Genomic DNA, 14,015 nt, shown 5'->3' with positions numbered 1-14,015 from the left:
TACAGTGTATTGTTAGGTTTTATTTGTGGAATTTTGTGTGTATGGGTACATTTTACCAGCTTCTACGCAATTTCCAGCTTGGCTTTGGATGAAAATAAACCATATCTAAGTAATATTACGATTGTTGAGGTTATTTCTCAGCGTGATCACTATTATTTAAAAGTTCGGCTCAATAAGATAGATAATCAACCTCTATCAAATATTAAGCCTCCTTTTGCATTGCTGACTTTTAATAACGACCAGTTACTTAAGGTGGGTGATCATGTTAAAACGTGGCTTGAATTAGAAAAATATCGCAGCCAAAAAAATTATGATGTGTTTGATAAAGAGCGTTACGCATTTAGTGAGCGACTATTTTTTAAAGGCAAGCAAGTTGGTAGTATTATCGAAATCTCTAATAACTATGAAGCTGACCTAATTGAAAAATACCGTAATTTTATCAAACACACCTACCAACATAACTCGCTAAATTGGCTGTATTATCCGCTACTGACTGGCGACCGCAGTGCTATGAGTTTTTCACAAAAGCAAGAATTACAACAATTTGGTATTAGCCATTTATTAGCCATTTCTGGATTACATATTGGCTTGATGTTTAGTATCGGTTTTTTTATAACCCGCTACTTAATAAGTTTTTTTATTTTTGTGGTTAAACCAACAGTACAGCAGATCAATTTGTCGCTTATTTATAGTTTAGGTGGATTTGTGCTTGCTTTTAGTTATGTGTACTTAAGTGGTTTTATCGTATCGGCAACTCGCGCTTTGATCATGTTAGGATGTTATTTAGTTATTTATTACTTTGCTAAACAGGCACTGCGCTGGCGATTTATCTTGTTTGCATTAGTATGTGTATTGCTCATCGACCCATTTAGTTTACTTAATCCAGGACTTTATTTTTCATTCACTGCGGTAGCAATTATCTTTTGGGTTTTTAGTGTCATAACCATAACCAGCTCCGGCTTTTTAGCCATCATAAAAACACTCATTACCCTACAGTTTGCTTTGTTTATTGGTTTATTACCGCTATCGCTTTATTATTTCAATGGGGTCAGCGTAATTGGCTTAGTTGTTAATTTAGTGGCTATCCCATTACTTGGTTTTATTATCATGCCTTGCTTAGTATTATTTTCCGCAATCAGTGTATTTATTGATATTAGCGGGTTGATTAGTGTGTTTGATTCATTATTACAGCATATTTATCAGCTCTTATTGTTGATCCCACAGAATTTTCGTTGGTTTGATACCACAAATTTTAGCCAGCAATTGCTTGTTAGTAGCTATATTGCAGCAATAATTGTGTGTTTTTTGCCCTGGCGTTTGTTGGCATGCATACCATTACTACTGGTTGTACTCGATCACTATTTACTGACCAAACCGCGCTGGCAGCTTAATGTATTCGATGTGGGTCATGGCACCATGGTGTTAGTCAGTAATCAAGACAAAGGTTTTATTTATGATCTTGGCCCAATTTATTTTAATACATTTACGCGGGTCAATAGCACCTTAATACCCTATTTAAAAAGAAACGGTATTGATGTTGAAGTTTCGCTTATTAGCCACATGGATAAAGACCATGCCGGAGGGCTTACCCATTGGTTAGAGCATGGTTACCAGCATACTTTTAAATTGCTACAACCAACTGGCCCAGAGCAAGTTTGCAGAGCGGGCGAATATAGTTTTTATGACTTAATCATTACCGTGAGCGAGCCGGCACAGCATTTAATAACTGACAATGATAACTCTTGTGTAGTGCATATCAGTGATGGCAGGTTCAGTGTTTTGCTTCCTGGTGATATTTCAACAAAAAGAGAAGCACAACTAATCCAGCAGCAAGGTGTGCTTAAAAGTACGGTATTATTGAGTCCTCACCATGGTAGTAATACCTCATCAAGTGATGCATTTATTCATGCGGTTGCTCCTGAGGTTGTTATTCATTCAACGGCATATAAAGGGCAGTGGCAATTTCCACGTACAGAAGTTTTAGCACGTTATGCTAAGCAGCACGCTTTACAATATACAACAGCTGAAAAAGGGCAGGTTAAAATTGAGTTTTATCAACATCACTACACAGTAAACCTAGCTCGTGAAGATGAAAGTTATTGGTTTCTAAAAGATTGAGTTTAGTTTTGTGCAACTGGAGGCTACAATAGCCACAGATTATGAATAAGAGAGTACTATGGACCAAACTACATCACAAATTTATAAGCGTTTATTGACGTATGTGGGGGATTATAAAAGCGTTGCCATTTTTGCTGTGATTGGCATGATTGGCTACTCAGCTATGGATGCTTTATTTATCCAACTAATGAAGCCATTTATAGATCAGGGCTTAAATCAACGCAACGCTGAAGTATTAAAATACGCACCATTTGTTGTCATCGCGTTAGTGTTTGGCCGGGGTATTTTTAACTATATCTCGTCTTATTGTTTAAGTTATGTGGGTTCACAAGTTGTCCGCTCGTTACGTCAGCAATTATTTGAGCATATTTTACATTTACCCGTTGCCTTTCATGATCAAAATTCAACTGGGGATTTAATTTCAAAAATAACGTTCGATACCGAGCAAGTGCAGCAAGCGATCACCAAAGCAATGCTTATAGTAGTCAGAGAAGGCGCATTTGTGGTGTTTTTACTGGCTGTTATGTTTTATACAAGTTGGAAGCTGTCATTAATCTTTTTGATCATAATCCCCCTGGTGGCAGTTATTGTTTCCGTTGTATCAAAACGTTTTCGTCTTATCTCTAAAAATATTCAATCGGCAATGGGGCAAGTTACCCGTAGCTCAGAGCAAATGCTCAGTGGCCATAAAGTGATTCATGGCTTTGGCGGTCAACAGCAAGAAATAACCCAATTTGCAAAAATTAATAATCATAATCGTCAGCAGCGTATCAAAATGGATGCCACTAAAGCACTTAGTGTGTCTGTGATTCAAATTTTGGCTGCAAGTGCAATGGCAGTTATTCTCTGGGTGGTTTCTATGCCATCAATGATTGATACAGTGAGCTCTGGGGATTTTGTGGTGCTTATTTCATCGATGATGATGTTATTACGCCCTTTAAAGCAATTAGCTAATGTAAATAGCGATTTACAGCGTGGCATATCCGCAGCGCAAAGCATTTTTTTAGTGCTTGACCAAGAGGCCGAAAAAGACGTTGGTACAATTAGTGTAGATAAAGTAAAAGGTATGATTGAAGTTAAAAATGTCACCTTTAATTACCCAACGAAAGCAGAAGCTGTATTAAAAAACTTATCGCTCACTATAAAAGCGGGCGAGAGTATTGCGTTAGTTGGGCGTTCAGGTTCTGGTAAATCAACTATTTCAAACTTATTACCACGTTATTATGACTTACAACCGCCAAGCGAGATTTTACTCGATGGCGTGCCACTGGCGGATTATAAGTTAACAGATTTACGTCGCCAATTTGCTCTAGTATCACAGCAAGTAGTGTTGTTTAATGACACCATTGCCAATAACATCAGTTATGGTATTGCACGTCCACTTAGTGATGACGAGGTCTTGAATGTGGCAAAACAAGCACATGTGTGGGAGTTTGTGAAAGATTTACCCGACGGTCTAAATACCATGGTCGGTGAAAATGGCGTGATGTTATCTGGCGGGCAACGCCAGCGTATAGCGATTGCAAGAGCAATCTTAAAAGATGCACCAATTTTGATTTTAGATGAAGCAACTTCTGCATTAGATACAGAGTCTGAAAAACTGATCCAGCAAGCTTTAGAAGCATTAATGAAAAATAAAACCTCTATTGTGATTGCTCACCGATTATCAACAATAGAACAAAGCGACCACATCTATGTTATTGATAATGGTCAAGTGATAGAAAGTGGTGATCACATCAGCTTACTGGCTAATGATGGCACGTATGCAGCGCTTTGCAAGATGCAATTTGGTGAGCACGGGTGAGTAAATTAGAACAAAGCTGGTATCGAGGTATAAGCTTTCTTACCGTATTACTTTTACCACTGAGTGGATTATTTTGGTTTATAAGTAATCTGCGTAAATTAGCGTATGCGCTAGGTTTATTGAAGGCATACCAAAGCCCTGTGCCAGTTATCGTGGTAGGTAATATTAGCGTCGGTGGTAACGGGAAAACTCCCTTTGTGATCTGGCTTGCGGATTACCTACAGCAGCGTGGCTTAAGGGTTGGCATTATTAGTCGAGGCTATGGCGGTAACAGTGATAGCTATCCACTCACTGTGACTGAGCATACTGATACGACTCAGGCAGGTGATGAGCCGGTACTTATTCAACGCAGGCTTGACTGCCCTGTAGTTGTAGGCCCAGATCGACAAGCTAATGTAAAGCAATTAATTGCGCAACATCAGCTTGATGTGATTATTTCCGATGATGGTATGCAACATTATAAAATGGCCAGAACAATAGAGTGCTGTATTGTTGATAGTCAACGACGTTTTGGCAATGGCTTGTTAATGCCTGCGGGGCCACTGAGAGAAACACAAAAACGTTTAAAATCAGTTGATTTGGTTATTGAAAATGGGGGGAATGCCATGTTTAATTATCAGCTAAGAAGTGCTGATTTAGTAAATGTTGCCACTAATATAGCCACTAAAGTCCCGCTTTTGAGAGGTCACGCAGTGAGCGCCATTGGTAATCCACAACGTTTTGAAAATAGCTTACGTCAACAAGGCATTACATTGCTAAGTTGTCATCATTTTCGAGATCATTATGGTTATACAGCACAAGATTTCATAAAATTTAATGATGAAATAGTGTTTATGACGGAGAAAGATGCGGTAAAATGTCACTCATTTGCAAAACCAACGTGGTATTTTTTACCTGTTGACGCAGAGCCATCCCCTGCGGTGGTATCTAAACTTAACTTATTACTGAGAGAAAAAGGGATCCTAGATGGCCTTTGATACAAAATTACTTGAAATAATTGCTTGCCCAGTGTGTAAAGGCAAATTACGTTTAGACAAAGAAAACAGTGAATTGATCAGCACAGCTGCAAAACTTGCTTACCCTATTCGAGATGATATTCCTGTATTACTAGAAAATGAAGCGCGTGAATTGTGCTTAGAAGAGATTGAAAAGTGGAATTCGTAGTCGTTATTCCAGCGCGCTTTGCATCGAGTCGTCTACCAGGTAAACCCCTTGCTGATATTTGTGGCAAACCTATGATTCAACATGTTTATGAAAAGGCGATGGCGTCAGGGGCTAGTAAGGTCGTAATAGCCACCGATCATCAACAGGTTTTTGATGTTGTCAAAGGCTTTACTAATAATGTCTTAATGACTCGAGATGATCATCAGTCAGGCACTGAACGGCTAGCTGAAGTTGTTGATTTATTATCACTTAATAACGATATTATTGTAGTGAATGTGCAAGGTGATGAGCCTTTATTAGCCGCTGAAAATGTCTCGCAAGTTGCAGCTTTACTTGCTAATTCAAGTGCGCCAATGGCGACCTTGAGTGCCGCCATTGAGAATGTCGATGAGATCTTTAATCCCAATGCAGTTAAAGTCGTCAGCGATGTAAATAAAAATGCACTGTACTTTTCTCGTGCCAGCATTCCCTATGATCGAAGTCATATGTACACAGGTGAGAATAACGGATTAGACACACAAGATTTTCAACGTCATGTGGGTATTTATGCATACCGCGCTGGTTTTATTAAACAATACATCTCACTGACGCCATCCCCATTAGAGCAACTTGAATCTCTTGAGCAATTACGTGTTTTATATCATGGCTATAAAATAAAAATAGAACAGGCAAAAATAACACCGCAAGCAGGGGTTGATACGCCTGATGATTTAGCGCGTGTAATTGCTATACTGCAAAGTCATTAAGTGGTGAACACGTTCACATTACTCAAGGTTATAGCAAAGCACCTTGATTTTTATATTATAGAAAAACCTGCCGGGCTTAATTTCCATAGTGAAGAAGGCCCAGGTTTTGTAGTACTCGCTGAGCAACAACTCGCAGAAAAGTTATATGCTGTGCACCGCCTTGATAAAGTGACATCGGGGCTAATAATTTTAGCACGCAGTAGTGAAGCGGCTGCAAAGCTGACAGTTTTATTTACTGCTCATCAAGTTAATAAGTTTTATTTGGCGATAAGTGATTGCAAACCGAAGAAAAAGCAAGGTTGGATCAAAGGGGATATGGCTAAATCACGCCGTAGTACCTATAAGCTACTAACAAGTAAAGAAAACCCAGCTATAACTCGCTTTTATTCTATTAATTTTAAAGCCAATAGAAGGGCATTTATCTTAAAGCCTTACTCGGGTAAAACGCACCAATTACGGGTCGCGCTAAAAAGCCTTTCTGCGCCGATTTTAGGTGATGTAATATACGGTGGTACTGCTGCTGAGCGCACCTATTTACATGCTTTTGCACTAAGTTTTGTGTGGCAAGGTAAACTACAGCAATTTAGTTTGTTACCGCATTACGATGATGAGTTTACAACATTAATTGAACATGAAAATTTTCAGCCTTGGCAGACACCATGGCAACTGGATTGGTAAATGAGTGAAAAAGTAACCGATATCCGTTTTGGTGGTATCAAAAGATTATATGGCAACACTGAATTTGAATGGCTACAACAAGCCCACTTTTGTGTTATTGGTATTGGTGGCGTGGGCTCGTGGGCGGCAGAGGCTCTAGCACGTACTGGAGTTGGTAAAATAACCTTAATTGATCTTGATGATATTTGTGCAACCAACGTGAATCGGCAAATACATGCATTAACAGGCACGGTGGGTGAAGCAAAGGTTGTCGCAATGAAGGCCCGCTGTGAATTGATCAATCCACTGTGTGAGGTCAGTGTTGTCGATGATTTTATTACTTTAGATAATATTCGTGAGCATATAAGTGGTTTTGACTATGTCATAGATTGCATTGATGCAGTAAAAGAAAAAGCGGCATTAATAGCGCATTGTAAACGTAACAAAATACCGGTGATCACCACCGGTGGTGCTGGCGGTCAAACTGATCCGAGTCAAATCACTTTTGGTGATGTAGCAAAGACCACCCATGATCCATTACTGGCAAAAGTCCGATATATTTTGCGCAAACAGTACAACTTTAGTAGTAATCCAAAGCGAAAATTCAACATCGATTGTGTTTATTCAACTGAGCAATTGGTATATCCAAGTACTGATGGCAGCGTTTGTCATGCTAAACAGGGGGCTGATGGCTCCATGAATATGGATTGTAACAACGGTTTTGGTTCAGCGACTATGGTAACCGGAAGTTTTGGTTTTTTTGTCGCAGCAAAATCAATACGTAAATATTTAGATCGCTGCGCACGTACCGTGAAAAATTAGTTTTTCTGTTCTGCCATGGTTTGAATACGCTCAACCATGGCTTTAATACCGTTGCCTCTGGAAGGACTAAGGTGCTGGATAAGCCCTAAATGATTAAACTGTGCAAATGCGTCAGTGTTAATAGCTTGTTCAGGGGTTAAACCATTATAAAGCGACAGAATAATCGCTAATAACCCTTTTACTATACGGGTATCTGAGTCACCAATAATAACCAAGCAATTTTCTTCAAGATCAAAATCCAAATACAGCCAAACTTTACTCTCACAGCCAGGTACAAGGGCATCGCTGGTTTTTAAAACAGCCGGCATAGCTGGTAATTGTTTACCTAGTAGCATTATTTCACGGTATTTTTGTTGCCATGATGGCGAGCTCTCAAGCGATGAAGCAATTTCTTTAAACGTTTTAATCATGTCTTATCCATAATTAGTCTAATAACTCTAAGCAATTTTGCAAAGCAGCGATAAATAAATCAACATCGCTATGGTTATTATAAAATGCAAAGCTGGCTCGAACACTGCCATTAATACCTAAATGTTGCATTAATGGCTGCGCACAATGATGACCGCTGCGAACTGCTATACCATAACCATCTAAAAGTGTTGCTATATCGAAAGGGTGTTCGTCTTTATAATTGAAACAAAGGGTACCAATATTGTTCTCAATGTTGCTATAAACGGTAATTCCTGCGATGGCTTGCAGTTTTTCTGCCGCATAATTAAAAATTACTTGTTCATGAGTATATACATTAGTCTTATTTAAACTGGTTAGATAATCGATTGCAGCTGCAAAAGCGATCACTGCAGCAATGTTTGGTGTACCTGCTTCAAACTTTGCTGGTGCCTGACGAAATATTGTTTTTGCTAATGTAACAGTTTCAATCATTTCGCCACCAGTTTGATACACGGCTAAACTATTTAATCGATCATAACGACCATATAATCCTCCTAATCCGGTCGGCCCGAGCATTTTATGAGCCGAAAAAACATAAAAATCACAACCAAGTTGAGGTAAATTTGGCTGTAAATGCAGCGCAGCTTGCGCACCATCCACTAAGGTAATTGCGTCATGGCGTTTTGCGGCATGTAATATTTGGTCAAGATCTGTGATATTACCAAGTGCATTAGACGCGTGAGTGATAGCAAGTACAGATGGCTTATGCTGACTGATGAATTCAACACATGCTTGAACATCAAAGCTGCCATTTTTTTGTAACGGAAGTGCCAGCAGCTTTGCTCCCGTGCGCTTTGCTAACTGTTGCCATGGCACAATATTAGCGTGATGCTCTAAGGCTGAAATGATGATGGTTGAATCATTATCAAGCTGCTCAGTTAAACCATTCGCAACTAAGTTTATTGCCTCAGTAGCTCCTTTGGTCCAAACTAACTCATTTGCGTCGATATTAAAATAATTGGCAACGGTCTGTCTTGCTTGTTCATAGGCGTGGGTTGCTTGTTCGCTTAAGGTATGGCGGCCACGATGAACGTTAGCATTATTACGTGCGTAAAAATGCTCAGTCGCGCTGATAACTGACAGTGGTTTTTGGGTGGTTGCAGCCGAATCAAGATAGACCAGCGGTTGCCCGTTGATGAGTTGTTTTAGGGCAGGAAAGTCTGCGCGAATTTTTTCTATATTAAACATAACTTTTCAACATCAAGCACACCAAAGCCGAATTAAAAACTGAACCGGAATTGTAATGGCTTTGTGATATTTCTCAAGGACTAGATACAAAAAAGGCCGCAAATGCGGCCCTTTTTAGCATCAACTATAAAATTAACGCTTGTCTGTTGCTACGTAATCACGGTGTGTGTGACCAGTATATAGCTGACGTGGACGGCTGATCTTATGACCAGGTTGAGATAACATCTCGTCCCAGTGTGTGATCCAACCAACAGTACGTGCCATTGCGAAAATCACAGTGAACATGCTTGTTGGGATACCAATTGCTTTTAAGATAATACCTGAGTAGAAGTCTACGTTAGGGTAAAGTTTCTTCTCAACAAAGTATGGGTCTTCTAATGCAATTTGCTCAAGTTTCATTGCAATATCTAGCAACGGATCTTGAATATTAAGCTCAGCAAGTACTTCGTGACAGGTTTGACGCATTACAGTTGCACGCGGATCGAAGTTTTTGTAAACACGGTGTCCAAAGCCCATAAGACGGAATGGGTCCGACTTATCTTTTGCTTTAGCAACGTATTCGTCGATGCGATCAACAGAGCCAATTTCTTCTAACATGTTTAAACATGCTTCGTTAGCACCGCCATGTGCAGGGCCCCAAAGTGATGCGATACCTGCGGCAATACATGCATATGGGTTAGCACCAGAAGAACCAGCTAAGCGTACTGTAGACGTTGATGCATTTTGCTCGTGATCAGCGTGAAGCATAAAGATTTTATCCATTGCTTTTGCAGTCACTGGATTAACTTTATATTCTTCAGCTGGTACAGAGAACATCATATGTAAGAAGTTTTCTGCATAGCTTAAATCATTGCGTGGGTAAACGAATGGTTGACCTACGTTGTATTTATAAGCCATCGCTGCGATAGTTGGAAGCTTAGCAATTAATTTTACAGCACTTGTTTTACGTTGTGTTGCATCAGTAATATCAAGATCTTCATGATAAAAAGATGATAATGCACCAACTACACCACATAGCATAGCCATTGGATGGGCATCAAAACGGAAGCCTTGGAAGAAGTTTGCAATTTTCTCATCAAGCATCGTGCTATGTGTGATTTGTGATGCAAAATCAGTATATTGCTCTTTAGTTGGTAATTCACCGTTTAACAGTAAATAACACAACTCAACATAATCTGAGTCTTCGGCTAGTTGTTCAATTGGGTAACCACGGTGAAGTAATATCCCTTTGCCACCGTCGATATATGTAATTGAAGATTCGCAAGAACCAGTCGACATGAAACCTGGATCATATGTGAAATGACCGTGAGCACCTAACGTACGTACATCGATTACATCCTGACCAGCAGTACCTTGGTAAATTGGAAGTTCGATTGGATCTAGACCATCAATATGGACTGTGGCTTTCTTATCCGCCATCTATTTATCTCCTATTAAGATAACAACTCTGATTGTTATGTTCTGAATCTGTTTAAGCACATCCTTTTCATTTTAACGTGAAAGAGGGGGTTAAAGTCAATTTTTATAAACATTATGCACAAATGTATAATAAATATTCTGACGGGATTAAATATTATACCATTGGCTAATTCGCAAATAGCTCTAACTAAACAAGAATTGTAAAAAGACCTTTGGCTATATATACTATCGAAGGTTTTATACCGTATTGTCTGTAGGTAAACGTTATTTTTACAGCTAATCTTTGCAAAAATGTGAATTTTAGTCGTAACAAAAAGCTTTACTTAGATAGTTCCATCAGAAAAATCGTTTTCTGGTGGGTTAAGAAAAACAAGTAGATGAGCTCCTAGTGGGCAAGATGGGCAAGTAACTGTGAAAAAGCAAAGACCTGTAAATCTAGATCTAACAACTATATCAATGCCGGCAACGGCTAAAGCATCAATTTTTCACCGCGTCACCGGTGTTGCGTTATTTTTTGCTTTAACGTTTGTCATTTGGGCTTGGTCTGAGTCTCTTTCTTCTGCTGAAGGTTTTGAATTCGTCAAGGGTCTGTTTAGCGGATTCATTGCCAAATTTATAGCTTGGGGCACCATTTCCGTATTGGCATACCACCTTATCGGCGGTATTCGTCATATCATTATGGATATGGGACATTGGGAAGAACTTGAATCAGGTAACCTCAGCGCTAAAATTGCTATGGCACTTGGCGTTGTGGCTTCTGTTCTAGCAGGGGTGTGGATATGGTTTTAAATCAAGCAACTCTAAAGCGTGATGGTGTACAAGATTATGTCTCATTACGTACCACGGCACTAGTAATTACCGCGTATGCGATTTTTATTATCGGCTACTTCTTATGTACACCAGAAGTTACTTTTGAAGCATGGCAAGGCCTGTTTTCAAACCTCGCAATGAAAGGGTTTACGTTAATTACCCTCGTTTGCATTATGGTTCATACCCGTATTGGCCTTTGGCAAGTACTGACTGATTACGTGAAAAATGCAACATTACGCGCTGTTTTAGGGTTTGTATTAAACCTTATGGCCGTTGCATACGTAGCTATTGGTCTAATCGTTTTATGGGGTGTTTAAGTGAAATATTCTGTTCGTGAATTTGATGCCGTTGTGATTGGCGCAGGTGGTGCGGGTATGCGCGCAGCACTTGCAATCACTGAATCAGGTAAAACCTGTGCGCTTATCTCTAAAGTATTCCCAACCCGTTCTCACACTGTGTCTGCACAAGGTGGTATTACGGTTGCTTTGGGTAACTCACATGAAGATAACTGGGAATGGCACATGTACGATACTGTTAAAGGTTCCGATTTCATCGGTGACCAAGACGCTATCGAATATATGTGTAAAACAGGCCCAGAAGCAATTACTGAATTAGAAAACATGGGTCTACCATTTTCTCGTTTTGAAAATGGCCGTGTTTACCAACGTCCTTTCGGTGGTCAATCGAAGAATTTTGGTGGTGAGCAAGCTGCACGTACTGCGGCTGCGGCTGACCGTACTGGTCATGCGTTATTACACCTTCTTTACCAGCAAAACGTTAAAAACAAAACCAATGTATTCTCTGAATGGTATGCATTAGATTTAGTTAAAAACGATGATGGTAATGTTGTTGGTTGTACTGCAATCGATATCGAAACTGGCGAAGTTGTTTACTTTAAATCTAAAGCTGTTGTATTAGCAACGGGTGGCGCAGGTCGTATCTTCGCATCAACGACTAATGCACACATCAATACTGGTGACGGTGTTGGTATGGCAACTCGTGCCGGCATTTCTATGCAAGACATGGAAATGTGGCAATTTCACCCAACCGGTATTGCTGGTGCGGGGACGCTAGTAACAGAAGGTTGTCGTGGTGAAGGTGGTTATCTTTTAAATAAAGATGGCGAGCGTTTCATGGAACGTTATGCACCGAATGCAAAAGATTTAGCGTCACGCGATGTTGTTGCTCGTTCAATGATGACAGAAATCCGTGAAGGTCGTGGTTGTGATGGTCCTTGGGGTCCACACATTAAGCTTAAGCTTGATCACTTAGGTGAAGAAACGCTTAACCTACGTCTTCCTGGTGTATGTGATCTTGCTAAAACATTTGCTCACGTTGACCCTGCTAAAGAGCCAATTCCAGTAATTCCTACTTGTCATTATATGATGGGTGGTGTGCCAACCAATGTAAATGGTCAAGCACTACAAATCGATGCCCAAGGCAATGAGAAAGTAGTTCAAGGCTTATTTGCAGTTGGTGAGATTGCCTGTGTATCTGTACACGGTGCAAACCGCTTAGGTGGTAACTCATTGCTTGATTTAGTGGTATTTGGTCGTGCGGCGGGTAACTTCTTAGGTACTTACTTAAATGATGTTGAAGTATCTAAAGATGCCTCTGAGTCAGATTTAGAAGCGTCACTTGCTCGCTTTAATCGTTGGGAAAACTCAACAATTGGTCAAGGCGAAGATCCAGTCCAAATCAAGAAAGATCTACAGCAATGTATGCAACTTAACTTCTCGGTATTCCGTGAAGGTGAGTCTATGGCAGCAGGTCTTAAAGAACTTAAAGAAATTCGTGAACGTCTGCAGCATGCACGTCTTGATGATAAATCATCAGATTTCAATACTGCGCGTATCGAATGTCTAGAGTTAGATAACTTGATGGAAACAGCGTACTCAACTGCAGTCGCTGCAAACTTCCGTACAGAAAGCCGTGGTGCACACTCTCGCTTTGACTTCCCAGATCGTGATGACGAAAACTGGCTATGTCACTCTGTTTTCAATCCGGTAACGGATGAAATGAGCAAACGTGATGTTAACTATGCGCCTAAACTGCGCGAAGCATTTCCACCTAAAGCACGTACCTACTAGGAGCGAGACGATGGCACAAGTACAATTTTCTGTTTATCGTTATAATCCAGATGTTGATAACGCCCCACGTATGCAAGAATATACTTTGCAAACGGAAGAAGGCCACGACATGATGGTTTTGGATGCACTTTTATTATTAAAAGAGCAAGATCCAACATTATCATTCCGTCGCTCATGCCGTGAAGGTGTATGTGGTTCTGACGGTGTTAACATGAATGGTAAAAATGGTTTAGCATGTATTACTCCTTTATCTACGCTACAAAAAAATGGCAAAGGTAAAATTGTAATACGTCCATTACCAGGTTTACCTGTGGTACGTGACCTTGTTATTGACATGAGTCAGTTCTACACTCAATACGAAAAAGTTAAACCATACTTAATTAATGACACGCCAGCGGCGGGTGAACGTCTTCAATCAATCGAAGAACGTGATAAGTTAGATGGCTTGTATGAGTGTATTCTATGTGCATGTTGTTCAACATCGTGTCCTTCGTTTTGGTGGAATCCAGACAAGTTCATAGGTCCAGCTGGTCTTCTTCATGCTTACCGTTTCTTGGCTGATAGCCGCGATACGGCAACTGAAGAGCGTTTAGCTGATTTAGACGATGCATTCAGCGTGTTCCGTTGTCACAGTATCATGAACTGTGTTAGCGTTTGTCCTAAGGGTCTTAATCCAACTAAGGCAATCGGACAAATCAAATCAATGTTAATAAGCCGTTCGGTTTAATAATCTTGATAAATGTAAGA

At 40.0% G+C, this 14,015-nt stretch carries 14 protein-coding genes; 11 read left to right on the top strand and 3 right to left on the bottom strand.

Annotated features, from left to right (window positions below):
* The first annotated feature begins 84 nt into the window (after window positions 1-84).
* The 7 genes from H5183_RS03385 to tcdA are packed head-to-tail and all read left to right on the top strand — an operon-like array spanning window position 85 to window position 7,311.
* Entirely contained in the window at window positions 85-2,118 is a 2,034-nt protein-coding gene (locus tag H5183_RS03385; RefSeq protein ID WP_310736576.1) for a DNA internalization-related competence protein ComEC/Rec2, read from the top strand.
* Window positions 2,119-2,176: 58 nt separating this feature from the next.
* On the top strand, window positions 2,177-3,922 hold the full coding sequence (msbA, locus tag H5183_RS03380; protein ID WP_145233839.1) for a lipid A export permease/ATP-binding protein MsbA: 1,746 nt from the start codon (window positions 2,177-2,179) through the stop codon (window positions 3,920-3,922).
* The gene (gene lpxK, locus H5183_RS03375; protein ID WP_182730948.1) at window positions 3,919-4,899 is read left to right on the top strand and encodes a tetraacyldisaccharide 4'-kinase; all 981 of its coding nucleotides are present in this window, start codon (window positions 3,919-3,921) and stop codon (window positions 4,897-4,899) included. The genes msbA and lpxK overlap by 4 nt, the downstream gene beginning before the upstream one ends.
* Window positions 4,889-5,086, top strand: coding sequence for a Trm112 family protein (locus H5183_RS03370; protein WP_182730947.1), 198 nt, complete (start codon window positions 4,889-4,891; stop codon window positions 5,084-5,086). The genes lpxK and H5183_RS03370 overlap by 11 nt, the downstream gene beginning before the upstream one ends.
* Window positions 5,074-5,832, top strand: coding sequence for a 3-deoxy-manno-octulosonate cytidylyltransferase (kdsB, locus tag H5183_RS03365; RefSeq protein ID WP_145233845.1), 759 nt, complete (start codon window positions 5,074-5,076; stop codon window positions 5,830-5,832). Before H5183_RS03370 ends, kdsB begins: the two co-directional genes overlap by 13 nt.
* A 3-nt stretch (window positions 5,833-5,835) precedes the next feature.
* Window positions 5,836-6,510, top strand: a complete 675-nt coding sequence (locus H5183_RS03360) for a TIGR01621 family pseudouridine synthase (RefSeq protein WP_257325926.1) — start codon at window positions 5,836-5,838, stop codon at window positions 6,508-6,510.
* Window positions 6,511-7,311, top strand: a complete 801-nt coding sequence (gene tcdA, locus H5183_RS03355; RefSeq protein ID WP_182730946.1) for a tRNA cyclic N6-threonylcarbamoyladenosine(37) synthase TcdA — start codon at window positions 6,511-6,513, stop codon at window positions 7,309-7,311.
* On the opposite strand, the gene H5183_RS03350 is transcribed toward tcdA, so the two are convergent.
* From H5183_RS03350 to H5183_RS03340, 3 genes are all read right to left on the bottom strand, one after another.
* Window positions 7,308-7,721 (bottom strand): SufE family protein, encoded by a 414-nt coding sequence (locus H5183_RS03350; protein ID WP_145233851.1) that lies wholly within the window; start codon window positions 7,719-7,721, stop codon window positions 7,308-7,310. The genes tcdA and H5183_RS03350 overlap by 4 nt on opposite strands.
* A 13-nt stretch (window positions 7,722-7,734) precedes the next feature.
* The gene (locus H5183_RS03345; RefSeq protein ID WP_182730945.1) at window positions 7,735-8,949 is read right to left on the bottom strand and encodes an aminotransferase class V-fold PLP-dependent enzyme; all 1,215 of its coding nucleotides are present in this window, start codon (window positions 8,947-8,949) and stop codon (window positions 7,735-7,737) included.
* Between the two features lie 132 nt (window positions 8,950-9,081).
* On the bottom strand, window positions 9,082-10,368 hold the full coding sequence (locus H5183_RS03340; RefSeq protein ID WP_145233855.1) for a citrate synthase: 1,287 nt from the start codon (window positions 10,366-10,368) through the stop codon (window positions 9,082-9,084).
* 411 nt (window positions 10,369-10,779) lie between these two features.
* Here H5183_RS03340 and sdhC point away from each other — a divergent pair, with 411 nt between their 5' ends.
* From sdhC to H5183_RS03320, 4 genes are read left to right on the top strand one after another with little or no spacing between them, the layout of a single operon-like run.
* Window positions 10,780-11,157: a succinate dehydrogenase, cytochrome b556 subunit gene (gene sdhC, locus H5183_RS03335; RefSeq protein ID WP_145233857.1), complete on the top strand. Its 378-nt coding sequence runs from the start codon at window positions 10,780-10,782 to the stop codon at window positions 11,155-11,157.
* The gene (sdhD, locus tag H5183_RS03330) at window positions 11,148-11,495 is read left to right on the top strand and encodes a succinate dehydrogenase, hydrophobic membrane anchor protein (RefSeq protein WP_145233859.1); all 348 of its coding nucleotides are present in this window, start codon (window positions 11,148-11,150) and stop codon (window positions 11,493-11,495) included. Before sdhC ends, sdhD begins: the two co-directional genes overlap by 10 nt.
* The gene (gene sdhA / locus H5183_RS03325; RefSeq protein ID WP_182730944.1) at window positions 11,496-13,268 is read left to right on the top strand and encodes a succinate dehydrogenase flavoprotein subunit; all 1,773 of its coding nucleotides are present in this window, start codon (window positions 11,496-11,498) and stop codon (window positions 13,266-13,268) included.
* Between the two features lie 10 nt (window positions 13,269-13,278).
* Window positions 13,279-13,995, top strand: a complete 717-nt coding sequence (locus tag H5183_RS03320) for a succinate dehydrogenase iron-sulfur subunit (RefSeq protein WP_016709644.1) — start codon at window positions 13,279-13,281, stop codon at window positions 13,993-13,995.
* Window positions 13,996-14,015 lie beyond the last annotated feature (20 nt).

It is taken from the genome of Pseudoalteromonas sp. SR44-8 (assembly GCF_014163635.1).
GTDB lineage: Bacteria > Pseudomonadota > Gammaproteobacteria > Enterobacterales > Alteromonadaceae > Pseudoalteromonas > Pseudoalteromonas rhizosphaerae.
The sequence above is the reverse complement of the archived record's forward strand: the minus strand, read 5'-3'. Positions and strand labels throughout refer to the sequence as shown.